Here is a 23,771-nt window from a genome sequence, read left to right as displayed (position 1 = left end):
CCCTCATGACTTCGCATCCCCCATGGATGTGCCCTGGGAATCCGGCGAATGCGAGGAGGCCCCCGATGTCTTCCCGAGTTGCCGACTTGTCGCTGCGGGGAGTCGCCGGTCTGAGCGCCCTCCTCTGCGCCGTCGTTCATATCGTGATCGCCCCCGAACACCTCCAGGAGATGACCTACATAGGAGTCCTGTTCCTCATCAGCAGTGTTGCGCTGCTCCTGGCCGCCGCCGGGCTCGCGCGGCGGAACCCCCTGCCGGGATGGTGGCTGGGAACGCTGATCAGCGGCGGCATGATCCTCGGCTTCGCGCTGTCGCGTACGGTCGGGCTGCCGAGCTACCACGAAGGGACCTGGGACCCTCCGTATGGCGTGCTGTCCGTCGCCTCCGAGAGCGTGTTCATCGCTTGCTTCGTCGCCTGGTACGGCGTGGAGAAGCCGCATACGCCGCCGCAGCAGGTCACCCGCCCGGTGACGTCCCTGCGCGTACGGTGAACGCGACCGTTCCGCGGGAGGCGGAGGAGAATGAAGGCGTGGTCTTCCGTAACCGCCAGGCAATCCCCTGGCCCGGGCGGACCGTATACAAGGGCATGCAGAGGTTGCAGCTCCCGGTCGGACGCATCCCGGACGAGGCGCTGCTGGCTGGTCTGGCCACGGGTGACCCCGAGCTCGCCGTCACGTTCGTACGGCGCTTCCAGCACACCGTCTTCGGCGTGGCGATCGCCGTCACACGCGATGCGCAGATCGCCGAGGACATCGCGCAGCAGACGTTCGAGCGTGCCTGGCGGCATGCGCAGGTCTACGACGCGCGGCGCGGTTCGGTGACGACCTGGCTGACGACCATCGCGCACAACCTGGCCATCGACGCGGTGCGCTCGCGCCGGCCGGAGCCGGTGGCGCCCGAGGACCTCGATGCGCTGCTGGACGTGGTCACCGAGACGCCCGAGCAGCAAGCGCTCGCCGACGAGGCGTCGGCCACGCTGCGGGCCGCGGTGGCGGCCCTGCCGCGCGAGCAGGGGCGCGCGCTGGCGATGGCGGGCATCTACGGGATGACCGCCCAGCAGATCGCCGAGTGGGAGCACATCCCGCTGGGCACGGCGAAGACGAGGATCAGGACGGCGATGGGCAAGCTGCGGGCCACGCTTACCGCACCGGGTGCGATGCGGCCGGGCGCGCCGCAGCCTGACCATGAACCCCTCGGCCCTACACCCCCCGACCCTGAACCCCCAGGCCCCGACCCCACGTCTCCGAACCGAGGCGGCCATGACTAGGAACCTGACCTGTGAAGAGCTGCACGAAACCGGTGCCGAGCTGGCGCTGGGCGTGCTCGCGGGCCGGGAGCGGGCCGAGGCGACCGCCCATCTGGACCGTTGCGCGGAGTGCCGGGAGTACATCGAGCAGCTGGTCCTCGCCGGCGACGGGCTGCTCGGCCTGCTGCCGGACGCCGAACCGCCCGCCGGCTTCGAAACCCGGGTAGCGCGCAGGCTGAGCCAGGCCGCGGCGGCGCGCGACGGACATGTGGTCGCACACGGCGTCGGGAAGCGGCGCGAGCGGTCCCGTAGGGGCGTGCGGCTGCGGATCGCGTCGGCGGCGGCCGTTCTCGCGCTCGGCCTCGGGGCCGGCGGCTGGGCCGTCGGCACGGTCATCGAGAACGTGGCGGCCGGCCCGGCACGGCCCGTCCAGACCGTGCCGAACATGCTGCGTGCTGATCTCATCGGGGCCGTTGCGGGGCACCGGCAGAAGGCCGGTGAAGTCTATGCCCACCCCGGGGCGACTCCCGGGTCACAGGGCATGGTGTTCATGTCCGTCGATCTCGCCGACGCCGGGATGAAGTACAGCGGGAAGATCACCTGTCTCCTTGTGCGCCGCAACGGCACCACCGTCCGGCTCGGCACCTTCCCCATACACGCCGGTGACGCCTACTGGGGCGCCCCGACCTCCGTGGACCTCTCCACCGTCACCGGCGCCCGCCTGACCGCGGCCGACGGCAGCGTCCTCGCCACGGCGCACTTCGGCGGGCGGTAAGGGCTCGTACGCGCTGCTCATCCGCGCTTCGGCGGACGGTGACGGCTCATGCGTACCTCCCCATCTCGCTGCGCTCCAGCGCCGCCCTCTCGTTGACGCCGATCACATAGCCGTCGAGATCCCGGAAGTAGAACATCCGCTGTCCCGTGTGGTCGGCGGTGAGCTCCTTGACGATCTCGGCGTGCCGGGCGATGTGCTCATGGGCGGCGTCGAGGTCGTCCACGGTCAGGTAGAACATGCCGGCGAATCCGATGGGGGTGTCCTTGAGGACGGGGAGCCAGTGCTTGAGGTCCTCGTTGCGGTAGATCATCGCGCAGAAGTCGCCCTCGTAGAGCAGCATGTGGATGTCGTCACCGGGGCGCGCGGCCCGGGAGTCCACGTCGAAGCCGAGCTTCTTGTAGAAGGCGAGGCTGGCGGCGGTGTCCTGGACGCTGATGCAGGGGGCGAAGGGCATGGGATTCCACCCAAGGTCGACAGTAAGGGACGATTGTCGACACTAAGGGGCAATCAGGCGCCAGGTGATCATTCCGCCGACGGGTAGCCGCGGGAGCGCACGAGGTCGTGCGCCAGTTGCGTGAAGGCGTGGGACGCGGCGCTGAGGTAGGCGCCTTCGCGACGGAGGAGGCCGACGGTACGGGCGGGCAGTGGCGGGTCGAGGGGGACGGTGCCGAGGTGCGGATGGTCGTCGGTGACGGCGTCGGGCAGGACCGTGGCCAGCTCGGTGCGCCGGACGATTTCGGTGAGGGCCTGGAGGGAATTGGCCTCGACCGCGATACGGGGGGCGATGCGGTGGCGGGCGAAGTAGGCGTCGATATGGCCGCGGGTGACGAAATCGCTGCTCAGCAGGGCCACATCGCGGTCATGGAGGGCCTGGACCGGGAGCGGGGGGTGGGGCGTCGGGCGGGCGTGCCGGGCGCCGGTGACGAGGCTGAGGGTTTCGGTGAACAGCGCGGTGGTGGTGATGCCGGGCAGATGAGGGCCGGTGAACGCGATGCCGACGTCGAGGTCGTCGGCGAGCAGGGCGGACTCGATGCGGTCCTGGGTCGTCTCCCGCACGGTCAGGGTGACGCCGGGGTGGCGGCTACGGAGTTCGGCGGTGAGCGGGCCGACGAGGTAGGCGCTGAAGGTGGGGGTGACACCCAGGCGCAGGTGCCCGCGGGAGAGGTCCTGGACGTCGTGGACGGCGCGTTCGGCGGCGGCCAGATCGCGGAGCGCGCGCCGGGCGTGGTGGGTGTAGACCTCGCCGGCGTCGGTGAGGCGTACGGCGCGCCCCGTACGGTCCAACAGCTTTACACCCAGGGCGCGTTCGAGCTGCTTGATCTGCTGGGACAGGGTGGGCTGGGAGATGTGCAGCGCTTCGGCGGCGCGGGTGAAGTTGCCGTGCTCGGCGACGGCGAGCAGATAGCGCACATGACGCAGTTCCAGGGCCATGGGCGGCAGTGTAGGGGTGGCTATAGCTGACGCCAATAGCTGGCATGCCCAACACGTCTTGGACACTATAAGTCCAGGTCATGCAGGGTGGATTTCACCGGCCACCGCGGTCGGTCGCCACCGAAGGGAGTGCCTCATGCGCCCCATGCAGGACCTCACCGAAGGCGTCGCCCGTTTCCAGCGGGACGTCTTCCCGGCCAAGGCGGAGCTGTTCGCCCACCTGGCCGCCCATCACACGCCGCGGACGCTGTTCATCGGCTGCTCCGACGCGCGCGTCGTGCCCGAACTGATCACGGGGAGCGAGCCGGGAGACCTGTTCGTCATCCGCACCGCCGGCAACCTCGTCCCCGCCTACCGCCCCGGCGGCGACGGCGTGGCGGCGAGCGTCGAGTACGCCGTATCCGCGCTCGGCGTGTCGGACGTCGTGGTCTGCGGCCACTCCGGGTGCGGGGCGATGACCGCCCTCGCCGGGCGCCACGACCTGAGCGACGCTCCGGCGGTCGCCGACTGGCTGCGGCACGCGGACGCCGCACAGGCCCGCACCGCCGCCACCGGGGACGTGTCCGCGCTGATACGGCAGAACGTGCTCGCCCAGCTGGCGAACCTGACCACCCACCCGTCGGTCGCCCGCGCCCGCGCCGAGAACCGGCTCACCCTCCACGGCTGGGTCTACGACATCGCCACCGGTGGCGTCGAGAACCTCTCCGCCGCGGGCCCCGAATCCGCCACCGCGGCCTGACCCACCCCGAACCCTCAACTCCCCATCCCCACCCCCGAGAAAGAAGGACGTACCGATCATGGTGCACGCCCAGTTCGACCCCACCGCCCGCCAGTCCCTCGCGAACGCCGCCGTCGAGGCCAAGACCCGTAAGAACCTCACCTGGCAGCAGATCGCCGACGCCGCCGGGCTGTCGGTGGCCTTCACCACCGCCGCCGTCCTCGGTCAGCATCCCCTGCCGGAGAAGTCCGCCGAGGCCGTCGCCGAACTGCTCGGCCTCGACGCCGACGGCGCGCTGCTGCTCCAGACCGTCCCGACCCGCGGCTCGATCCCCGGCGGCATTCCCACCGACCCCACCGTCTACCGCTTCTACGAGATGCTCCAGGTCTACGGCACCACGCTCAAGGCGCTGGTCCACGAGCAGTTCGGGGACGGCATCATCAGCGCGATCAACTTCCGGCTCGATGTGAAGAAGGTCGCCGACCCCGAGGGCGGCGAACGCGCCGTCATCACCCTGGACGGCAAGTACCTGCCGACCAAGCCCTTCTGACGGATCCGGCCGACGGTCCCCGGCGGTCCCCGCGCAGAAACGCGCAGAAAAACGCCGCCGGGGCGGCACCCCTCGTACGAAGGGTGCCGCCCCGGCGAACGTGTGGACCCGCGGCCCCGAGGGACCGGCGGTCTGATCCGGTGGCCGGATCAGAAGTCCATGTCACCGCCCGGCATGCCGCCCGGAGCGGCCGCGGCGGCCTTCTCCGGCTTGTCGGCGATGACGGCCTCGGTGGTCAGGAACAGCGCGGCGATGGAGGCGGCGTTCTGCAGAGCGGAACGGGTCACCTTCGCCGGGTCGATGATGCCCTCGGCGATCATGTCGACGTACTCACCGGTCGCGGCGTTGAGGCCGTGGCCCGGGGTCAGGTTGCGCACCTTCTCCACGATGACACCGCCCTCGAGGCCGGCGTTCACCGAGATCTGCTTCAGCGGGGCCTCCAGGGCCAGCTTCACAGCGGCGGCACCGGTGGCCTCGTCGCCCTCGAGCTCCAGCTTCTCGAAGACCTGGGTGGCCTGGAGCAGGGCCACGCCACCGCCGGCGACGATGCCCTCCTCGACGGCCGCCTTGGCGTTGCGCACGGCGTCCTCGATGCGGTGCTTGCGCTCCTTGAGCTCGACCTCGGTGGCGGCACCGGCCTTGATGACGGCCACGCCGCCGGCCAGCTTCGCCAGACGCTCCTGGAGCTTCTCGCGGTCGTAGTCCGAGTCGCTGTTCTCGATCTCGGCGCGGATCTGGTTGACGCGGCCCTGAACCTGCTCGCTGTCACCGGCACCGTCGACGATGGTGGTCTCGTCCTTGGTGATGACGACCTTGCGGGCGCGGCCGAGCAGGTCGAGACCGGCGTTCTCCAGCTTGAGGCCGACCTCCTCGGAGATGACGGTGCCACCGGTGAGGATGGCGATGTCGCCGAGCATGGCCTTGCGGCGGTCACCGAAGCCCGGGGCCTTGACGGCGACGGACTTGAAGGTGCCACGGATCTTGTTGACGACCAGGGTCGACAGGGCCTCGCCCTCGACGTCCTCGGCGATGATCAGCAGCGGCTTGCCGGACTGCATGACCTTCTCCAGGAGCGGCAGCAGGTCCTTCACGTTGCCGATCTTGGAGTTGACGATGAGGATGTACGGGTCGTCGAGCGCGGCTTCCATGCGCTCCATGTCGGTCGCGAAGTACGCCGAGATGTAGCCCTTGTCGAAGCGCATACCCTCGGTGAGCTCCAGCTCCAGACCGAAGGTCTGGGACTCCTCGACGGTGATGACGCCTTCCTTGCCGACCTTGTCCATGGCCTCGGCGATGAGCTCGCCGATCTGGGTGTCGGCGGCGGAGATGGACGCGGTGGAGGCGATCTGCTCCTTGGTCTCGACGTCCTTCGCCTGCTCCAGCAGGGCAGCGGAGACGGACTCGACGGCCTTCTCGATACCGCGCTTCAGGGCCATCGGGTTGGCACCGGCGGCGACGTTGCGCAGGCCCTCGCGGACCAGGGCCTGGGCCAGGACGGTCGCGGTCGTCGTGCCGTCACCGGCGACGTCGTCCGTCTTCTTCGCGACCTCCTTGACCAGCTCGGCGCCGATCTTCTCGTACGGGTCCTCGAGCTCGATCTCCTTGGCGATGGACACACCATCGTTGGTGATCGTGGGGGCGCCCCACTTCTTCTCGAGGACGACGTTGCGGCCCTTGGGGCCGAGGGTGACCTTGACGGCGTCGGCGAGCTGGTTCATCCCGCGCTCGAGACCGCGCCGTGCCTCCTCGTCGAACGCGATGATCTTGGCCATGTGAAGTGGTCCTCCCGGACATCGGGGTGGATTGCTCCGGACCGCGCTGGCGCCCGCGACGGACGGTCTGCACACCGTGTGGTTCCTTGCCCCACCCGGCCCGCGGACCTCGCCGACCCGATCCTTGATTGTCACTCTCACCCGGAGAGTGCTAACGCCAATGATTAGCACTCGGCCCCATCGAGTGCAAGCGGGTGTGGACGTACGCGCGGACGCGGGTGTGGATACGGCATGCAGAAGGCCCGCGCCCCTCAGGGGTGCGGGCCTTCGCGACGCTGCAGTCGGTCGGCGCCTCAGCCGGCCACCCGGACCATGTCCGCCTGCGGCCCCTTCTGGCCCTGCGAGATCTCGAACTCGACCCGCTGACCCTCCTCAAGGGTGCGGTAGCCGTCCATCTGAATCGCGCTGTAGTGGACGAATACATCCGCACCACCGTCGACCGCGATGAAGCCGTAGCCCTTCTCCGCGTTGAACCACTTGACGGTGCCCTGAGCCATGCCTAACTCCCCTATTACTGGCCCTTGCGCAGGACCGCACTCCGCGGACCCGGGTCAGACCTCACCCCTCGAAAGGCCCGTGGGGTGTGCGCCGGAACGCGTCGACCGCCGCTGAATGTATCTGCACCACTGCCCAGCGCAACAGGTCAATTGGACGAGAATTCTGGCACCGGAGAATCCGCAATTATGCGGCTAAGTCGCATTACGCCAGGGCAAGTCGGGCCGGGCATAGCTCAGTTTTCCGACAAATGCTGCACACACTTTGAGCACAACTCGGTTCGATCACATATGCGTTGGGCATGCGCAGGAGCTGTGCGAAAGCGGTACGAGGGCCATGCGAGGGGGCGCATAGGTGGTACGAGGGGTTGTACGCGATCGCACGAAAGAGATCGGCCCCATCGTATCGCCTTTCCGGACATGGAATTGCCCCATCCGCTTTTGCGCGGATGGGGCAATTTCCGTCACACGGGGCGCGAGATGGCGCAAATTGAACGCCGCGTCACCACTTCGTCAGCGGCCACCTGTCGGCAGCCGCCGGTCAGCAGCCTCCCACCCGCCGCCCGACCACCACCCCGGCAGGACGGGGCTACGCCCCGGCACCTCCCGCTACCGCGGGAATGATGGACACGCCCGCGCCGTCCGGCGTCGGCGTCTCCAGGCCCTGCTCGAAGCGGACGTCGTCGTCGTTGACGTAGACGTTCACGAAGCGGCGCAGCTTGCCCGCGTCGTCCAGCACCCGCGCCGCGATGCCGGTGTGGTTCTTCTCCAGGTCGGCGATCACCTCGGAGAGGGTCGCGCCCTCGGCGGCGACCTCGGCCTGGCCGTCGGTGTAGGTGCGGAGGATGGTGGGGATGCGGACCTTGACGCTCATGGTTCTGCCTTCCAGCGACTGCGGGGTACGGGTTCGGGGATTCCGGCCGGGGCTCAGCCGTCCAGGCCGGCCGCGCGGAACGCGTCCAGGTCCGGGCGGATGGTGGCCGTGGGGCCGGCGGCGACGGCGTCCAGGGTCTTGAGGCCGTCACCGGTGTTCAGGACGACGGTGGTCAGGGTCGGGTCGAGCAGACCGTCCTCGATGAGCTTCTTGGTGACGCCGACGGTGACGCCGCCCGCGGTCTCCGCGAAGATCCCTTCCGTCCGCGCCAGCAGCTTGATGGCGTCCACGATCTGCTCGTCGTTGACATCCTCCACCGCACCGCCCGTACGCCGCGCGATGTCCAGGACGTACGGCCCGTCGGCCGGGTTGCCGATGGCCAGCGACTTGGCGATGGTGTTCGGCTTCTGGGGGCGTACGACGTCGTGTCCGGCCTTGAAGGCCGCGGACACCGGCGAGCAGCCCTCCGCCTGGGCACCGAAGATCTTGTACGGCTTGTCCTCGACCAGACCCAGGGCGATCAGCTCCTTGAGCCCCTTGTCGATCTTGGTGAGCTGGGAGCCGGAGGCGATCGGGATGACGATCTGGTCCGGCAGCCGCCAGCCCAGTTGCTCGCAGATCTCGTACGCCAGGGTCTTCGAACCCTCGCCGTAGTACGGGCGCAGGTTGACGTTCACAAAGCCCCAGCCCTCGCCCAGCGGGTCGCCGATGAGCTCGGAGCAGAAGCGGTTGACGTCGTCGTAGTTACCCTCGATGCCGACCAGGTCGCCGCCGTAGACCGCGGCCATGACGACCTTGCCGGCCTCCAGGTCGTGCGGGATGAAGACGCAGGACTTGAAACCGGCCCGGCGGGCGGCTGCGCCGACCGCACCGGCCAGATTGCCGGTGGAGGAGCAGGACAGGGTGGTGAAGCCGAAGGCGCGGGCGGCCTCGACGGCGATCGCGACGACGCGGTCCTTGAAGGAGTGCGTCGGGTTGCCGGAGTCGTCCTTGACGTACAGGCCGCCCGTGACGCCCAGCTCGGCGGCGAGGCGGTCGGCCTTGACCAGCTTGGTGAAGCCGGGGTTGAGATTCGGCTTGTCGGCCACGTCGACGGGGACGGGCAGCAGCGGGGCGTAGCGCCAGATGTTGTCGGGGCCGGCCTCGATCCGCTTCCTCAGGCCCTCGGGGTCGCCGCTCGGGAGGTCGTAGGCCACTTCGAGCGGCCCGAAACATTCCTGGCAGGCGAAAATGGGGCCGAGCGGGAAACGCTGCCCGCACTCGCGGCAGGAGAGCGCGACGGCGGGGCCCAGAGCAACGGTGGGAGAGGTTGCGGTTTCGGTGACTTGCACAGCCATGGAGGCGAGGCCCTTTCTCCTCATCTTCCTCGCGACGCATCTCGCCACGAGACGGATTTGGCACCTTCCCTAGCCGGGAGCCTCGCGCGCGCTGATCGCGGCGGAGACCGACTGGAGGGTTGCCGGGGCTTCAACGGGCCGTATCCCTCTGCCCCTCTGGATGAGCGGTATGGCGCTGGGTCGAAACCCAGGCGTTTTTTGCGGGGACCCCGACATGCGACGGTCATCCGCGTTGTTCAAGACTGTAACCGAAGGCTCTGACAGTTGAGATAGTCGTCCGAAGCGCGAGACGGATCACACGATGGATCACCCACCTGCCGCCCGCCCGGCGGTCACCGAGGAGTCGTAGACGTGCTGGAAGAGGTGGAGCGCTGGCTGGGCAGCCGCTCCTGGTCCGCGGCCGACCGCCCGCTGGGGCGGCTGCTGGAGGCGAAGCGCCAGAGCGGCCGTACGGTCAGCGTCGTCCTGCCCGCGCTGGACGAGGAGGCCACGGTCGGCGCGATCGTGGCCACGATACGTGCGGAGCTCATGACCGACACCGTTCCTCTGGTCGACGAGCTGGTGGTGCTGGATTCGGGCTCCACCGACCGTACGGCCGAGGTCGCGGCGGCGGCCGGCGCGACCGTCGTCCACCGGGACAGCGTGCTGCCACGTATTCCCGCGCTGCCCGGCAAGGGCGAGGTGCTGTGGCGCTCGCTGCTCGCCACCAGCGGCGACATCGTCTGCTTCATCGACGCCGATCTGCGCGAATTCTCGGCCACTTTTGTCTCCGGCATCGTCGGCCCATTGCTGACCGATCCGGACATCCATTTCGTCAAGGCGATGTACGACCGTCCGCTGGAGATCGGCGGCGAGGGCTCCGGCGCAGGTCAGGGCGGCCGCGTCACCGAGCTGGTGGCCCGGCCGCTGCTCAATCTCCACTGGCCGCAGCTGGCCGGTTTCGTCCAGCCGCTGGGCGGTGAGTACGCGGCCCGCCGCTCCCTGCTGGAGCGGCTGCCCTTCCCGGTGGGCTACGGCGTCGAGCTCGGGCTGCTGGTCGATGCGCTGCACACGGTCGGCCTGGACGCCCTGGCCCAGGTGGACGTCGGTGTGCGCAGGCACCGCCACCAGGACGGCCGGGCGCTGGGCCGGATGGCCGCCGCCATCTACCGCACGGCCCAGCTGCGGCTGACCCGCGGCCATCTGATCCGGCCGCGGCTGACCCAGTTCGAGCGGGGCGAGAACGGCTTCGTGCCGCGGACGACGGCGGTCGACACGGAGGAGCGGCCGCCGATGGCGGAGATACCGGAGTACGCGGAGCGGCGGGCGGCCTGAGCCACGCCGTGCCCGGCGGCACCGGCGCGTTTCGCGCTGCGCGCCCCGGCTGGTTTCCGTACGTTTGCGCGGATCGGTGGCGGGTTAATGTCGCGACATGGTCTCCGAGACGGTCTCCGAGCGCAGCGCGGTCCAGCCTGGTGCCGACGTTCTCGTCGCGTCCAATCGCGGTCCGGTGTCGTACACCGTGGCCGAAGGCGGTGCGCTGACCGCCAAGCGGGGCGGCGGGGGGCTGGTGTCGGGGCTGTCGGCGATCGGCCCGGACACTGACGCGGTGTGGGTGTGTGCCGCGCTCGGGGAGGGTGACCGGGAGGCCGTACGGCGCACCGGGGGGCTGCTGGATGTGGCGGAGACCGGCGGGCAGCGGGTCCGGATGCTGGATATTCCGGCGGACGTGCATGCCGCCGCCTACAACGGAATTGCGAATTCCGTGCTGTGGTTCGTCCATCACATGCTCTACCAGACGCCTCTGGAACCGGTATTCGACACGGAATTCCGGGCGCAATGGGCGTCGTACGAGGCGTACAACACCGCCTTTGCGGAGGCGCTGGCCGCGGCCGCGGCGCCCGGGGCGGCCGTTCTCGTGCAGGACTATCACCTGGCGCTGGTGCCCGGAATGCTCCGCGAGAGCCGCCCTGACCTGCGGATTGCGCATTTCTCGCACACCCCGTGGGCACCCGCGGAGTACTTCGCGATGCTGCCCGACGACATCCAGCAAAAGCTGGTGACGGGCCTGCTCGGTGCGGATCACGCCAATTTCCTGACCCAGCGGTGGGCACGCGCGTTCATGGGCTGCTGCCAACAGACGCTGGGGAACGATTGCGAAGCGCTCTGGCCGCGGGACGAGGAGCCGTATCTGCGCACCTTTCCGCCGGGACTCACGGCGCGCAGGACGTCGATCGGCGTATACGGCCTCGGCGCGGACGCGGAGTTTCTGCGCGAGCGGGCCTTCCGGCCGGATGTCGAGGAGCGGCTGGCGGCGCTGCGCGAGCAGATCGGCGGGCCGGACCGCAAGACCATCGTCCGGGTGGACCGTACGGAGCTGTCCAAGAACATCGTGCGCGGGCTGCTGGCCTACCGCCGCCTCCTGGCCGACCGGCCCCAGTGGCGCGAGCGGGTGGTGCACCTCGCCTTCGCCTACCCCTCACGTCAGGATCTGGCCGTCTACCGCGAGTACACCGCGCAGGTGGGCCGGCTGGCCGAGGAGATCAACGCCGCCTATGGGACGGAGGGTTGGCAGCCGGTCGTCCTGCACGTCAAGGACGATTTCGCGCGGTCGCTGGCGGCGTACCGGCTGGCGGATGTCGCGCTGGTCAATCCGATCCGGGACGGCATGAACCTCGTCGCCAAGGAGGTGCCGGTGGTCTCCGAGCGCGGCTGTGCGCTGGTGCTCTCCCGGGAGGCGGGCGCCTATCAGGAGCTGGGCGAGGACGCCCTCTGCGTCAATCCGTACGACGTGACGGCCACGGCGCAGGCGCTGCACGAGGCGCTGTCGATGGACGACGCCGAGCGCAGCGCGCGCACCCAGCGGCTGGCCGCGGCCGCCACCGCGCTGCCGCCGGCGCGGTGGTTCCTGGACCAGTTGCGGGCGTTGAAGGCGTGAGCCGGGCTGACGGAGTGAGCCGGGCGTGGGAGGAGCGAGCTCGGCTCAGTGCGCCGCTCAGTGCGCGGCTCAGTGCGCGGCTCAGCTCTCGGTGAGGTGGTCCGCCACGGTGCCCAGGAGGCCGACCACGCCCTTGGGGCCGTCCACCACCAGGTCGGCGCGGTCGGCCAGTTCGGTGACCTCGTCGCTGCCGCTGCACACCAGGATGCCGGTCAGGCCCTCGGACCGGAGTTTCTCGACGGCTCCGAAGGCGGCGAGGTCGCCGAGGTCGTCGCCGGCGTAGAGCACCGTGGCGGCGCCGGTTTCGTGGATCCAGTCGGCCAGGGCCACCCCCTTGTCCATACCGGGCGGGCGCAGTTCCAGGACGAACCGGCCCGGTTCGACGATCAGGCCGTGGCGTTCGGCGAGGGCGGCGAGCGGGCCGCGGAGTTGGTCGAAGGCGCCCTGCGGGTCGGTGGCGCGGCGGGTGTGGATGGCGATGGCGCGGCCGCCCTTGCGCTCGACGGCGGTCTCGACCCAGGTGCCGCGCCAGACGCCGGAGGCGTCCAGTACGCCGGGGAGTTCGGCCTGTATGGCGGCGATGCCGGGGTGCGGGGGCGGGGCGTGGACGGTGCCGGTGGCCGCTTCCCAGCGCTCGGCGCCGTAGTGGCCGAGGACGGTGAGGTGGTCCAGGCCCGGGACGGAGTCGAAGCCGCCGAGGCGGACGGCGACGGTGGCCGGGCGGCCGGTGATCACGGCGGCGGCCTTCAGGCGCGGTACGAGGCGGCCCAGGGCGGCGACGGCGCCGCCATGGGCGCGGGCCTTTTCCGGGTCGGGGACGATATCGGCGAGGGTGCCGTCGAAGTCGAGGGCGATGACGGCGCGTTCGGGACGGGCCAGGAGGGCGGCGAGTCCGTTGCGGCCGGCGGCGGTACGGGGGGTGGGGAGGGCGCGCGGCGGCGCGGTGTCCGGTGGCGGTGCGGACGAGGGGGTCGGTTCGGAATTCGGCGCGGCGTTCCCGGGGCTGCCCATGGCGCCGACCCTACCGGCGGGGTATGGGCGCACGCCGGGTGTACGGGAGCATCCGGGCGACCCGCCGGGCGCCTTCGGGCCGCCGGGTCAGCGGCGGGCGCGGCGGGCGTCGCGTATCCGGCGCAGGCGGTTGACGGTGACCGGGTCGTGGGCGAGGGCGCGGGGGTCGTCCAACAGGGCGTTCAGGAGCTGGTAGTAGCGGGTCGGGGAGATGCCGAGGCGCTCGCGGATGACGCGCTCCTTGGCACCGGGGCCGGGCCAGGAGCGGCGCTCCACGGCGAGCACCGCTTCGTCACGGTCGGAGAGGGCGGCGGCCGGGCCTTCTGTGGGCGCGGCGTCCGGGGCCGTGCGGTCCGCGGCCGTGGCGTCGTCCGCGCCGGCCGGGCCGCCCGCGCCCTCGTCGCCGTCCGTCGTCTGCGTACCGTCCCTCATCACGTTCCCACGATAGGCCCAGGGTCGGACAACGCCCGGCCGGACCAGGCCCGGCCGGGCGCCGCGGGGCGGTTATTCCCCGGAGGCGGCGTTGTCGGCCGCGTCCGCGGTGTTCTGGATGGTGCTGAGGACGGCGGACGGGTTGCCGTCGGGCTCGACGGCGGCTCCCATCTTGGCCTTGAGGGTCTTGGAGACCAGCGGCCAGGTGGTCTTGTCGGCCGGGTAGAACTCGGCGCCGGCGAGCTGTTCGAGGAAGCCGTGCAGCTTGCTGTACCTGTCGTCGGCCATCATCTCCTGGGAGGCCGAGACGGTGACTGGCAGCAGTCCGTAGGTGCTGGAGAACTTCAGCACGTTCTTCTTGCTGTAGACGAAGTCGAGGAACTGGCCGACCTGGGCGCGGTGGCCCGGCTGCTTGAAGGCCATCATCCAGTCGGTGACGCCCATGGTGGCCTTGGCCTTGCCGTTGCTGCCGGGCAGTGCCGTGGTGCCGTAGTCGACGCCCTTGGCCTCGGCCTGCTTCATCAGCGTGGGATGGCCGTTGAGCATGCCCACCTCGCCGTCGGCGAAGCCCTGGAAGGCGTCGGCGCGGTTGACCTTGGCGGGGTCGCCGCCGGTCAGGCCCTTGGCGACGAGGTTCTTCTGGAGCCACTCGAAGGTCTTGACGTTCTGCGGCGAGTCGAGCGTGTACTTGCCGATGCTGTCGGTGTAGCCGCCGCCCCCGCCGAGCATCCACATCAGGGTCTCGGCCTGGGTCTCCTCCGGGCCCAGCGGGAGCGCGAAGGGCATCTTGACGCCGTGGTCCTTGAGCAGCTTGGCGTCCTGAGCGATGTCGTCCCAGGTCTTCGGGGGGCTGGTGATGCCCGCCTGGGCGAAGAGCTTCTTGTTGTAGAAGAGCCGCCGGGTGCTGGCGCCGAACGGCATGCCGTACGGCACCCGCTGGTATTCGCCGGCGTCCGCGAGGGACTGGGTGAAGTCGGCCTCGGTGGGTATGGAGAGCAGCTTGTCGACGCTGTAGAGCTGTCCGCGGGCCGCGTAGTCGGCGTAGGCGCCGATCTGCGCCAGGTCGGGGGCCTTGCCGGCCTTGACCATGTCCTCGACCTTCTTGTCGACGTCCGTCCAGCTGTAGACATCGACGTCGATCTTGATGCCGGGGTGCTTCTTCTCGAACTCACGGGTGAGATCGTCCCAGTAGTGCTGGGAGCTGTTGGCCGCACTGTCTCCGTAATCCGCCGCGACCAGCTTGAGCGTGACATCGCCGTCGCCCGGGCCGCTGCCGCAGCCGGTGAGAGTGAGGGTCATGACGGTGGCAAGTCCCGCCGCCGCCAGGCTCAAGTACCGCCGCTGCACCGTTGTTTACCGCCCTTGTCCCGAAATGTGTTCTGCCGGGTCCATCACGGCGTCGGGGGTCCCCCTCCACCGGCATGAACTGCGAGTGTTACTCGCGCGTCTACACAAGGTCTACACCACCGGAAGTCTCTGTTCGATATCGCCCTCCCCACGCGATGATCACGAGGCCGTGCGCCGACCAGGCCAAACAGGCGCAAGGAGCCAAGGAATCGGTGAGTGGACTAGACCTTTTATGCGGGATCGGGCAAAACTGGTGGCGTGAGAAACGTCATCGCCCTGGATGTGGGCGGCACCGGGATGAAAGCCGCCCTCGTCGGGGCGGACGGCACCCTGCTCCACGAGGCGCGGCGCCCCACCGGCCGCGAGCGCGGGCCCGAGGCGGTCATCGAGACCGTCCTGGGCTTCGCCGCCGAGCTGCACGCCCTCGGCCGGGAGCGGTTCGGGGCACCGGCGGACGCCGCCGGCGTCGCGGTGCCCGGCATCGTTGACGAAGCCTCAGGAACGGCCGTCTACGCCGCCAACCTCGGCTGGCGGGACGTCCCGATGCGGGCCCTGCTGTCCGAGCGGCTGGGCGGGGTGCCGGTCGCGCTGGGGCACGACGTGCGCGCCGGCGGGCTGGCGGAGGGCCGGCTCGGCGCGGGCAAGGGCGTCGGCCGGTTTCTGTTCGTGCCGCTGGGCACGGGCATCGCGGGCGCGATCGGATCCGGCGGCCGGATCGAGGCGGGCGCGCACGGCAGCGCCGGCGAGATCGGCCACATCGTCGTACGGCCCGGCGGGCGCGAGTGCGGCTGCGGGCAGCGCGGCTGTCTGGAGACGCTGGCCTCGGCCGCCGCGGTCGGCCGCGACTGGGCGGCGGCCAGCGGCGATCCGCAGGCCGGCGCGGCGGATGCGGCCAAGGCCGTGGAGTCGGGCGATGCCCGCGCCCGCGCCGTGTGGCAGACCGCCGTGGACGCCCTGGCCGACGGCCTGGTCACCGGGCTCACCCTGCTCGACCCCGAGACGCTGATCATCGGCGGCGGGCTCGCCGAGGCGGGCGACACGCTGTTCGTGCCGCTGCGGGAAGCGGTCCGCCGACGGGTGACCTTCCAGCCCCTTCCCTCGATCGTTCCGGCGGCCCTGGGGGACGCGGCCGGGTGCCTGGGCGCAGGACTGCTCGCCTGGGATCTTCTCTCCACGGAGGTAACCGCGTAATGGCACCGCACCAGTCCCCGGCCCGGTCGGCGCAGCCCCGGCGCACCGTCCTTTCCGGCGCCCGCATCGCCCGCCCGAGCGGCACCGTCGACAGCGGCCGGATCACCGTCGAGGGCACCCGGATCAGCGAGATCCGCAGCCGCGACCGGGACACCGGCGGCGGCCTGCCCCCTTCGGGCGCCCACGAGCGGGACACCGAGGTCATCGATCTGCCGGGCCATCTCGTCGTGCCCGGCTTCATCGATCTGCACGTCCACGGCGGAGGCGGCGGCTCCTTCTCGTCCGCCGACCCCGAGGAATGCCTTCGGGCCATCGACACCCACCGGCGCCACGGCACCACCTCGATGGCCGCCTCCACCGTCACCGGCACCCTGGACGACCTCGCCCGGCAGGCCGCCGTGCTCGCCGAACTCGTCCAGCAGGGCGACCTGGCCGGCATCCACTTCGAGGGCCCGTTCATCTCCCCCGGCCGCTGCGGCGCCCACCAGCCCGAGCTGCTGCGCGATCCGGACCCGGCCGAGGTACGCACCCTGATCGACGCCGCCCGCGGCACCGCGCGGATGATGACCGTCGCCCCGGAGCTGCCCGGCGGCCTGGAGTCCGTACGGCTGCTGGCGGACGCCGGCATCATCGCCGCCGTCGGCCACACCGACGCCACCTACGACGCCACCCGCGAGGCCATCGACGCGGGCGCGTCCGTGGCCACCCATCTCTTCAATGCGATGCCGGGCCTGGGCCACCGCGCGCCCGGCCCGGTCGCGGCCCTCCTGGAGGACGAGCGGGTCACCGTCGAGCTGATCAACGACGGCACCCATCTGCACCCCGCCGTCCTCCAGATGGCCTTCCGCAGCGCCGGCGCCGACCGCGTCGCCTTCATCACCGATGCCATGGGCGCGGCCGGGATGAGCGACGGGAGGTATCCGCTCGGGCCGATGCAGGTTGAGGTGACGGACGGCGTCGCGCGGATCAGCGAGGGGCCGACGGCCGGTTCGATCGCCGGGTCCACCCTCACCCTGGACCGGGCCTTCAAACGGGCCGTCACCCTCGACGGCCTGAGCGTGGATCAGGCCGTCCAGGTGCTGTCCGCCGTCCCGGCCCGGCTGCTGGGCATCGACGACCGCACGGGCGGCCTGGCGGCCGGCAAGGACGCCGACCTGGTGGTGCTGGACGCCGCATACGACCTGGTCGGCGTGATGCGGCAGGGGGAATGGCTGGTACGTCCCGGGAAGGGCTGACGGGCGCGGCAGGCACGCGGGGCGATCGGTCGGCCCGGTGCGCACGCGGGAGGACCGGGCCGGCGGACTCGTCGGGGCGGTTCCCCGGTGACCGGTGGTTACCCCGGGTCTGGGCCTACCCCTGTCGACGATGGCATGATCGCTCGCGCACTTGTCCGCATGCCACCGCCGAACGCGGTTGGCCGACTTGGGGCCGTCCCACGGCCCACGACTGCCCGGCCAACGGCTGCGCCCACCGGCACAGCCGTCCGAGCACGGTGCGGGAGGGGGAACCATGATCCTCACGGTCACGCTGAACGCCGCCCTGGACATCACCTACCGGCTGCCGCGGCTGCATACCCACACCACCAACCGGGTCACCGAGGTCACCGAACGACCCGGCGGCAAGGGCCTGAACGTCGCCCGGGTCCTGGCCGCGCTCGGCCACCGTACGATCGCCACCGGCTTCGCGGGCGGCGGCACCGGCGAGGCGCTGCGCGCGCTGCTCACCCAGGAGTCCGACGTCACCGACGCGTTGGTGCCGGTCGGCGGCGCCACCCGCCGCACCATCGCCGTCGTCGACGAGACCACCGGCGACACCACCCAGCTCAACGAACCGGGCCCGATGGTTTCCCCCGCCGAATGGGACGCCTTCCTCGGCACCTATCGCGAACTGCTCGGCGAGGCACGGGCGGTGGCCCTGTGCGGCAGCCTGCCGCCGGGCGTCCCGGTCGATGTCTACGCCCGGCTCACCCGCGCCGCCCGGGCCGCCGGAGTGCCGGTTCTGCTGGACACCAGCGGCGAACCGCTGCGCCGGGGCCTGGCCGCCCGGCCCGATCTGGCCAAGCCCAACGCCGAGGAACTCGCCGCCCTGACCGGCAGCACCGAACCGCTGCGCGCCGCTCGTGACGCCCGCCGCCGGGGCGCCCATACGGTGGCCGCCTCACTGGGCGCGAAGGGCATACTCGCGGTCACCGCGGACGGCGTCTGGCAGGCCGCCCCGCCGCGGCCGATCGCCGGCAATCCGACCGGTGCCGGTGACTCGGCGGTGGCGGGTCTGCTGTCGGGCCTGGTCGAGAACCTGCCCTGGCCGGACCGGCTGATCCGCGCGGTGGCCCTGTCGGCGGCGACCGTACGGGCCGCGGCCGCGGGGGAGTTCGACCCCGGGACGTACGAAGAGCTGCTGCCCCGTGTCGTGGTGACGGATCACCCGACGGCGGCCTGAACCCGGCCTGAACCGGATGTTTCACGTGAAACACGGTTTCACGTGAAACACCGCCGCCGGAGGGCGAGTTACGTGTTCTACTTCGGCGGCGTCAGCCACACCTTGTCGAGGTTGACATCGCACTGGTTGCCGCTCTCGCAGGACATCTTGATGGTGTTGGTGCCCTGGGTGAGGTTCACGATCGACCAGGACTGGGTCCAGCCCTTGTCCCAGGCCCCCGCTGGGGCACCCGCGAAATTCTTCAGGGATATGGGCCGGGGGTCGGCCTTGCCGTTCACGGTCAGCGTCAGGTTGGCGTCCTTGCCGGGCACGCCGTAGTCGACATTGAGCGCGTACGTACCGGCCTTGTCGACGTTCACCGTCCAAGTGGCCGAGGCGCCGGGGGTGTTCATCCCCCCGACATAGGTGCCGTTCGCCGAGCGTGCGCCCGGGACGTCCTTGGCGGTGACGGCGCCGCCGTCGAGCCGCAGACTGCCCGCGTCCTGCTTGGGGAGCGCACCGGCGGAGGGCTTGGTGGACGGTTCCTTGCTGGGGGCGACCGAGTCGCCGGCCGTCGGGCCGGGCTTGTTCGCGGTGTCGTTCTTGCCCTGGCTGTTGGTGAACATGGCGACGCCGATGCCTATGCACACCACCGCGACCACAGCGACGGCGCCGATCAGCAGCCCGTTACGGCCGCGCCGGGGCTCCTGGTCGTAGCCCTGGGACGGGGCCGAGCGCGTGCGCTCGTTGCCCGGCAGGGTCTCCGGCGCCGCGTAGTGGGCGTTCTGCCGCCCGTACGGCGGCTGCTGGGTCTGCTGGCCGCCGTACTGGCGCTCGCCGACCGCACGCACCTGGTTGTACGAGGTTCTCGGCACCCCCGGCTGCCGCGCCGCACCGCTGGACGCCGAGCCCGCGGTGGCGCCCTCGCCGCCTTCCGAGCGGTAGAGGTAGCCGAACGGGTCGTCGTTCTCCGGCGTGTCCGCGCCGTTGTTGCCGGCCGTCATTCCGTGTCACTCCCAAGCGATGTGTACGCGTCTGCCTGCGTAGGTCCGCGGTCCGCGTGCGCGCGGCTGCTCGAAACTGTCTCTCCGGGCCCCCGTCGGCAGCGCGCCGCATCGGCGCAGCCTACCCCTTCGCGGCCGGGCCACACCGTGCCCGGACCGCCACAAGATCGCTACAGATCGATGAACGGCCGGTGGGCAGCACAGACGGCCGCGGGTGTGAGATACGCGGCAATCGACTGGGTCCGGCCGGGCACGCCCCGGTCGCGGCTCAGCCCGCCCGGCGGTTGGCCTTCGAGCGGGAGCGCTTTTCGACGTACATCCGCTGGTCGGCCGAGGCCAGGACCTCCTCGGCGGTCATCCCGCAGCTGGCCCAGCCGATGCCGAAGCTGGCACCGACCCGCACCGCCCGGCCGTCCACCCGGATCGGCGGGATGATCGCGTTGCGCAGCCGTACCGCGAGGTCCTGGGCGTCGGCGGTGCCCAGGCCGTCCGCCAGCACCACGAACTCATCGCCGCCGAGCCTGGCGACCGTATCGCCGTCCCGAACGCCGCTGGTCAGGCGGCGGGCGACCTCGATCAGCACCGCAGCGCCCGTGTGGTGCCCGAAGCGGTCGTTGATCGACTTGAAGCCGTCGAGATCGCAGAAGAGGACCGCGAGCCCCTTGGAGCCGTCGTCCTCCGCGCCCTCCGCGGGCGCGACGGTGTGCACGTGGTGGTCATAGCCGCCGGGGCCGCTCTCGAACGGCTCCTTGCCCTCGGACCGGTAGCCGGGCGCACCCCCGGGGCCCGCGGCGAGGGTCGCCGAGGAGGCGTAGGCGTCGGCGGCCGAGCCCGGCGGGCGGGAGCACAGCCGGGCGCCGAGCCGGGCCCGCAGCTCGGCGCTGTTGGGCAGCCCGGTCAGCGAGTCATGGCTGGCGCGGTGCGCCAGCTGAAGCTCATGGCGCTTGCGCTCCTCGATGTCCTCGACGTGGGTGAGCAGGAATCGGGGCCCGTCGGCGGTGTCGGCGACCACGGAATTGCGCAGCGAGACCCATACGTAGGTGCCGTCGCGCCGGGCCAGCCGCAGCTCGGCGCGGCCGCCCTCGGCCGACGTCCGCAGCAGGGTCCCGATGTCCTCGGGGTGGACGAGGTCGGAGAAGGAGTAGCGGCGCATCGCGGAGGCCGGGCGGCCCAGCAGCCGGCACAGCGCGTCATTGGTGCGCAGCAGCCGTCCGTGCTGGTCACCGCCCATTTCGGCGACGGCCATCCCGCTCGGCGCGTATTCGAACGCCTGCCGGAAGCTCTCCTCGCTGGCGCGCAGGGCCTGCTGCTCGCGCTCCAGTCGGACCAGGGCGCGCTGCATATTGGCCCGCAGCCGGGCGTTGCCGATCGCGATGGCGGACTGGAAGGCGTACATCTGGAGCGCTTCCCGCCCCCAGGCACCGGGGCGCCGGCCGTTGCGCGGCCGGTCCACGGAGATCACGCCGAGCAGCTCGCCGCCGCCGTTGGCCTGCGAGTACATCGGCGCGAAGAGGCGGTCCATGGGGTGCCACTCGTCGGGGAACCGCGGCGCGGGCCCGGCGGTGTGCCACTGCGGGACGTCATCGTCGTCCAGCACCCAGCCCTCGGTGTACGGGATGAAGCACAGATCGCCCCAGCGCTCCCCCATCGACAGCCGGCGCTCCCAGGACGAGCGGGATCCGACCCGCCCGGCCATCAACGCCTCGGCGCCCGCACTGCCGGCCACCGCGGCGACGACGAGATCGCCGTCCGGACGGACCAGGTTGACGGCCGACAGCTCGAAGCCCAGCCCCGCGATCACGCCGTCGGCAACCGACTGCAAGGTGTCCGCAAGGCTGCGTGCGGTGTTCAGTTCGGCGACCACTTGGTGCAGCTGCCGCAGGGTCGCAAGACGGACGTAAGGCTCCGACTCGGTCTCCATCGCTCGCTCTCCCTGAGACCTCGACAGCAACTCCAGAATTCTTCGATCGCCCGATTCCACGCTCTTTTCTTCGCTCACTGAATCACAGTGAGCTGTTCACTCGGTACACAGGGTCAACAATTACCGCCCGCTGTGACTCAAGTCACACATTCGAAAGGGGTATTGGCGATCTTCAAACGGGTCCGTCGAGGCCGCCTTTCACCGCCTCGTTTCACCGGGCACATTCTTCCGAAACGCAAATCCGGCCGCCCGCCCCCTCACCTCGGCCTTTCCGTGCGGCGCCGCACGGTTCCGCGCGGCCTGGGCCGTCGGACCTAGGACACGGGTGGTTCCAGGGTCCGATGCGAAGCGACGGCTGGCGACGTTAGCGTTCATGGCGTGTTCACGAAAACCCCTGCCGACGCGACGACCTCCGCTCCGACCGTTCCGGCCGCCCCGTCCGTCGCCCTCGCCTCCGTGCCGGGCGGCACGCCGATCCCGCATGCTGTGGGGGTGAGTGACGACGAATTCCGCGCCGCCCTGTCCCGTCTCGCCGCCGGCGTGGTGCTGATCACCGCCCACGACCCGGACGACGGGCCGCGCGGCGAGGACGTCGGCATGACCGCCACCGCCTTCGTCTCCGTCTCGCTCGAACCGCCGCTGGTGATGGTGAGCGTTCGCAACGACTCCCGCATGGATGACCTGCTGGCACACCAGCCGCTGTGGGCCGTCTCGGTGCTCGCCGAGGGCCAGCGGCAGGTGGCCGGGAGATTCGCGATGAAGGGCCGCATCAGCGACCGTCTGCTCTTTGCCGACATCCCGCATGTACGGGGCGAAGCGGCGGGCGCGCCGCTCATCGCGGGTGCACTGGCGACCCTGGAGTGCCGGACCGAGCAGCGGGTGCTGGCCGGCGATCACACGCTCGTCATCGGCCGCGTCCTGGCCGCGTCGGCGCCGACCGAGGACGCCGGACCACTCACCTACTTCCGCGGGAAGTACCGGCACCTGGGGTGAGGCCGCCGGGGCTCGCCCGGAAGCGGCGGGGGCCGCGTACCGGGGGCGGCGGATCCTCAGCCCCAATCGCGGCCCGAGCGGCCGCGCTTGGTCTCGCCGCGCTGCTTCTTCTCGCGCAGCCGCCGCTCGTTGATGCCCCGTGGGATACGCGATGTGCGGCGCGGCTTGGGCGGCGGGGCGGTGGCCTCGGCGAGCAGCGCGGCCAGGCGGACGGCCGCGGTCTCGCGGTTGCGCCACTGGGAGCGATGCTCGGAGGCCCGTACGGACAGCACCCCGCCGACCAGCCGGCCGGCCAGCCGCTCCAGGGCACGCTGCTGCCACACCTCGGGCAGCGCCTGCGTCCTGACGAGGTCGAAGCGCAGCTCGACTTGGCTGTCGCTGGTGTTCACATGCTGGCCGCCCGGACCGGAGGACCGCGAGAAACGCCATACGAGCTCGGTCTCTGGAAGGACAACCGAACCGCGGATGACATAAGGCCCGGACATGCCTCCTATGATCCCGCGCTTTCCGTGCCTCCGTCACCCTCTTTTCCGCCCCCCGGGCCGTGCATCCGGATCAGGATTCGGCAAAGTAAGTAAAGCCAGCTGGAACCTCCCGGACCCCTGACGGCGTTGTTGTGGGTGACGGTAGCGTCGTCGGCAGTACGAACTCGTGGGGCAAAACCGCAGGACGAAGCCGGCGTGCGGAGCCCGAAGCGCGAGGTCCGGCTTCGGCGGCTCGAGACTCAGACTCAACAGGAAAGGGACTTCCCATGGCTGTAAGCCTGTCCAAGGGCGGCAACGTCTCCCTCACCAAGGAGGCGCCGGGCCTGACCGCCGTCACGGTCGGCCTCGGCTGGGACGTCCGCACCACCACCGGCTCGGACTTCGACCTGGACGCGAGCGCGATCGCGGTCAACGGCGGTGGCAAGGTCTTCTCGGACAAGCACTTCGTCTTCTTCAACAACACGGCGACGCCGGACCAGTCCATCGTCCACACCGGTGACAACGTCGACGGCCAGGGCGAGGGCGACGACGAGCGGATCAACGTCAACCTGGCGGCCCTGCCGGCCGACATCGACAAGATCGTCTTCCCGGTCTCCATCTACGACGCCGAGAGCCGCAGCCAGAACTTCGGCCAGGTGCGCAACGCCTACATCCGCATCGTCAACCAGGCCGGCGGCGCCGAGATCGCCCGCTACGACCTCAGCGAGGACGCGGCGACCGAGACCGCCATGGTCTTCGGTGAGCTCTACCGCAACGGCGCGGAGTGGAAGTTCCGCGCGGTGGGCCAGGGTTACGCCTCGGGCTTGGTGGGCATCGCGAAGGACTTCGGCGTCAACGTCTGAGCTTCGGCGCGCG

General features: G+C 70.7%; 24 protein-coding genes and 1 riboswitch. Of the genes, 12 read left to right on the top strand and 12 right to left on the bottom strand.

All coding sequences use genetic code 11. The features are described 5' to 3' along the window. The first annotated feature begins 65 nt into the window (after window positions 1–65). From B1H19_RS24535 to B1H19_RS24525, 3 genes are all read left to right on the top strand, one after another. Entirely contained in the window at window positions 66–491 is a 426-nt protein-coding gene (locus tag B1H19_RS24535; RefSeq protein WP_159028128.1) for a hypothetical protein, read from the top strand. 95 nt (window positions 492–586) lie between these two features. Continuing rightward, the gene (locus B1H19_RS24530) at window positions 587–1,267 is read left to right on the top strand and encodes an RNA polymerase sigma factor (protein ID WP_083109845.1); all 681 of its coding nucleotides are present in this window, start codon (window positions 587–589) and stop codon (window positions 1,265–1,267) included. Further along, a complete protein-coding gene (locus B1H19_RS24525; RefSeq protein WP_083106933.1) occupies window positions 1,260–2,021 on the top strand; it encodes a hypothetical protein in 762 nt (253 codons plus the stop codon). Before B1H19_RS24530 ends, B1H19_RS24525 begins: the two co-directional genes overlap by 8 nt. 46 nt (window positions 2,022–2,067) lie before the next feature. On the opposite strand, the gene B1H19_RS24520 is transcribed toward B1H19_RS24525, so the two are convergent. Continuing rightward, window positions 2,068–2,475: a VOC family protein gene (locus B1H19_RS24520; RefSeq protein WP_083106932.1), complete on the bottom strand. Its 408-nt coding sequence runs from the start codon at window positions 2,473–2,475 to the stop codon at window positions 2,068–2,070. A gap of 68 nt (window positions 2,476–2,543) precedes the next feature. Beyond that, window positions 2,544–3,452 carry a transcriptional regulator CynR gene (cynR, locus tag B1H19_RS24515; protein WP_083106931.1) on the bottom strand — a complete coding sequence of 303 codons (909 nt, stop codon included), beginning with the start codon at window positions 3,450–3,452 and terminating at the stop codon, window positions 2,544–2,546. Window positions 3,453–3,597: 145 nt separating this feature from the next. Between cynR and B1H19_RS24510 the strand changes: the two genes are divergently transcribed. Both B1H19_RS24510 and cynS read left to right on the top strand, forming a co-directional pair. Further along, window positions 3,598–4,191, top strand: a complete 594-nt coding sequence (locus B1H19_RS24510) for a carbonic anhydrase (RefSeq protein ID WP_083109844.1) — start codon at window positions 3,598–3,600, stop codon at window positions 4,189–4,191. Window positions 4,192–4,249: 58 nt separating this feature from the next. Then, the gene (gene cynS / locus B1H19_RS24505) at window positions 4,250–4,720 is read left to right on the top strand and encodes a cyanase (RefSeq protein ID WP_083106930.1); all 471 of its coding nucleotides are present in this window, start codon (window positions 4,250–4,252) and stop codon (window positions 4,718–4,720) included. A 149-nt stretch (window positions 4,721–4,869) separates the two neighbouring features. Here cynS and groL read toward each other — a convergent pair whose 3' ends face one another. From groL to thrC, 4 genes are all read right to left on the bottom strand, one after another. Then, entirely contained in the window at window positions 4,870–6,492 is a 1,623-nt protein-coding gene (gene groL / locus B1H19_RS24500) for a chaperonin GroEL (protein ID WP_083106929.1), read from the bottom strand. 293 nt (window positions 6,493–6,785) lie between these two features. Next, window positions 6,786–6,989, bottom strand: coding sequence for a cold-shock protein (locus B1H19_RS24495; RefSeq protein ID WP_003986833.1), 204 nt, complete (start codon window positions 6,987–6,989; stop codon window positions 6,786–6,788). A gap of 586 nt (window positions 6,990–7,575) precedes the next feature. Beyond that, window positions 7,576–7,860 carry a MoaD/ThiS family protein gene (locus B1H19_RS24490; RefSeq protein WP_083106928.1) on the bottom strand — a complete coding sequence of 95 codons (285 nt, stop codon included), beginning with the start codon at window positions 7,858–7,860 and terminating at the stop codon, window positions 7,576–7,578. Window positions 7,861–7,913: 53 nt separating this feature from the next. After that, window positions 7,914–9,197, bottom strand: coding sequence for a threonine synthase (gene thrC / locus B1H19_RS24485; RefSeq protein ID WP_237289500.1), 1,284 nt, complete (start codon window positions 9,195–9,197; stop codon window positions 7,914–7,916). 17 nt (window positions 9,198–9,214) lie between these two features. Further along, window positions 9,215–9,364: riboswitch (SAM riboswitch) on the bottom strand. A 184-nt stretch (window positions 9,365–9,548) separates the two neighbouring features. Between thrC and B1H19_RS24480 the strand changes: the two genes are divergently transcribed. Both B1H19_RS24480 and B1H19_RS24475 read left to right on the top strand, forming a co-directional pair. Continuing rightward, window positions 9,549–10,511 carry a glucosyl-3-phosphoglycerate synthase gene (locus B1H19_RS24480; protein ID WP_083106926.1) on the top strand — a complete coding sequence of 321 codons (963 nt, stop codon included), beginning with the start codon at window positions 9,549–9,551 and terminating at the stop codon, window positions 10,509–10,511. A 97-nt stretch (window positions 10,512–10,608) separates the two neighbouring features. Continuing rightward, the gene (locus tag B1H19_RS24475; RefSeq protein WP_083106925.1) at window positions 10,609–12,114 is read left to right on the top strand and encodes an alpha,alpha-trehalose-phosphate synthase (UDP-forming); all 1,506 of its coding nucleotides are present in this window, start codon (window positions 10,609–10,611) and stop codon (window positions 12,112–12,114) included. 81 nt (window positions 12,115–12,195) lie between these two features. On the opposite strand, the gene otsB is transcribed toward B1H19_RS24475, so the two are convergent. The 3 genes from otsB to B1H19_RS24460 form a co-directional block, all read right to left on the bottom strand. Further along, window positions 12,196–13,125: a trehalose-phosphatase gene (gene otsB, locus B1H19_RS24470; protein WP_083106924.1), complete on the bottom strand. Its 930-nt coding sequence runs from the start codon at window positions 13,123–13,125 to the stop codon at window positions 12,196–12,198. 87 nt (window positions 13,126–13,212) lie between these two features. Next, window positions 13,213–13,557 carry a DUF3263 domain-containing protein gene (locus B1H19_RS24465; RefSeq protein WP_083106923.1) on the bottom strand — a complete coding sequence of 115 codons (345 nt, stop codon included), beginning with the start codon at window positions 13,555–13,557 and terminating at the stop codon, window positions 13,213–13,215. Window positions 13,558–13,629: 72 nt separating this feature from the next. Then, window positions 13,630–14,904, bottom strand: coding sequence for an ABC transporter substrate-binding protein (locus tag B1H19_RS24460; protein ID WP_083106922.1), 1,275 nt, complete (start codon window positions 14,902–14,904; stop codon window positions 13,630–13,632). A 258-nt stretch (window positions 14,905–15,162) separates the two neighbouring features. Here B1H19_RS24460 and B1H19_RS24455 point away from each other — a divergent pair, with 258 nt between their 5' ends. From B1H19_RS24455 to B1H19_RS24445, 3 genes are all read left to right on the top strand, one after another. Further along, on the top strand, window positions 15,163–16,095 hold the full coding sequence (locus B1H19_RS24455; protein WP_083106921.1) for an ROK family protein: 933 nt from the start codon (window positions 15,163–15,165) through the stop codon (window positions 16,093–16,095). After that, window positions 16,095–17,330 carry an N-acetylglucosamine-6-phosphate deacetylase gene (nagA, locus tag B1H19_RS24450; protein ID WP_083106920.1) on the top strand — a complete coding sequence of 412 codons (1,236 nt, stop codon included), beginning with the start codon at window positions 16,095–16,097 and terminating at the stop codon, window positions 17,328–17,330. The genes B1H19_RS24455 and nagA overlap by 1 nt, the downstream gene beginning before the upstream one ends. Window positions 17,331–17,604: 274 nt before the next feature. Further along, a complete protein-coding gene (locus tag B1H19_RS24445) occupies window positions 17,605–18,534 on the top strand; it encodes a 1-phosphofructokinase family hexose kinase (RefSeq protein ID WP_083106919.1) in 930 nt (309 codons plus the stop codon). Between the two features lie 77 nt (window positions 18,535–18,611). Here B1H19_RS24445 and B1H19_RS24440 read toward each other — a convergent pair whose 3' ends face one another. Together B1H19_RS24440 and cdgB are read right to left on the bottom strand one after the other, a co-directional pair. Next, the gene (locus tag B1H19_RS24440) at window positions 18,612–19,517 is read right to left on the bottom strand and encodes a CBM35 domain-containing protein (protein ID WP_083106918.1); all 906 of its coding nucleotides are present in this window, start codon (window positions 19,515–19,517) and stop codon (window positions 18,612–18,614) included. A gap of 268 nt (window positions 19,518–19,785) precedes the next feature. Next, the gene (gene cdgB / locus B1H19_RS24435; protein WP_083106917.1) at window positions 19,786–21,438 is read right to left on the bottom strand and encodes a diguanylate cyclase CdgB; all 1,653 of its coding nucleotides are present in this window, start codon (window positions 21,436–21,438) and stop codon (window positions 19,786–19,788) included. A gap of 378 nt (window positions 21,439–21,816) precedes the next feature. On the opposite strand from cdgB, the gene B1H19_RS24430 reads away from it, so the two are divergent. Then, on the top strand, window positions 21,817–22,431 hold the full coding sequence (locus tag B1H19_RS24430) for a flavin reductase family protein (protein WP_083106916.1): 615 nt from the start codon (window positions 21,817–21,819) through the stop codon (window positions 22,429–22,431). A gap of 56 nt (window positions 22,432–22,487) precedes the next feature. Here B1H19_RS24430 and arfB read toward each other — a convergent pair whose 3' ends face one another. Continuing rightward, window positions 22,488–22,916 (bottom strand): alternative ribosome rescue aminoacyl-tRNA hydrolase ArfB, encoded by a 429-nt coding sequence (gene arfB / locus B1H19_RS24425; RefSeq protein ID WP_083106915.1) that lies wholly within the window; start codon window positions 22,914–22,916, stop codon window positions 22,488–22,490. 266 nt (window positions 22,917–23,182) lie between these two features. Between arfB and B1H19_RS24420 the strand changes: the two genes are divergently transcribed. Then, entirely contained in the window at window positions 23,183–23,758 is a 576-nt protein-coding gene (locus tag B1H19_RS24420) for a TerD family protein (protein ID WP_083106914.1), read from the top strand. Window positions 23,759–23,771: the final 13 nt, after the last annotated feature.

The organism is Streptomyces gilvosporeus (assembly GCF_002082195.1).
Lineage (GTDB): Bacteria > Actinomycetota > Actinomycetes > Streptomycetales > Streptomycetaceae > Streptomyces > Streptomyces gilvosporeus.
The sequence above is the reverse complement of the archived record's forward strand: the minus strand, read 5'-3'. Positions and strand labels throughout refer to the sequence as shown.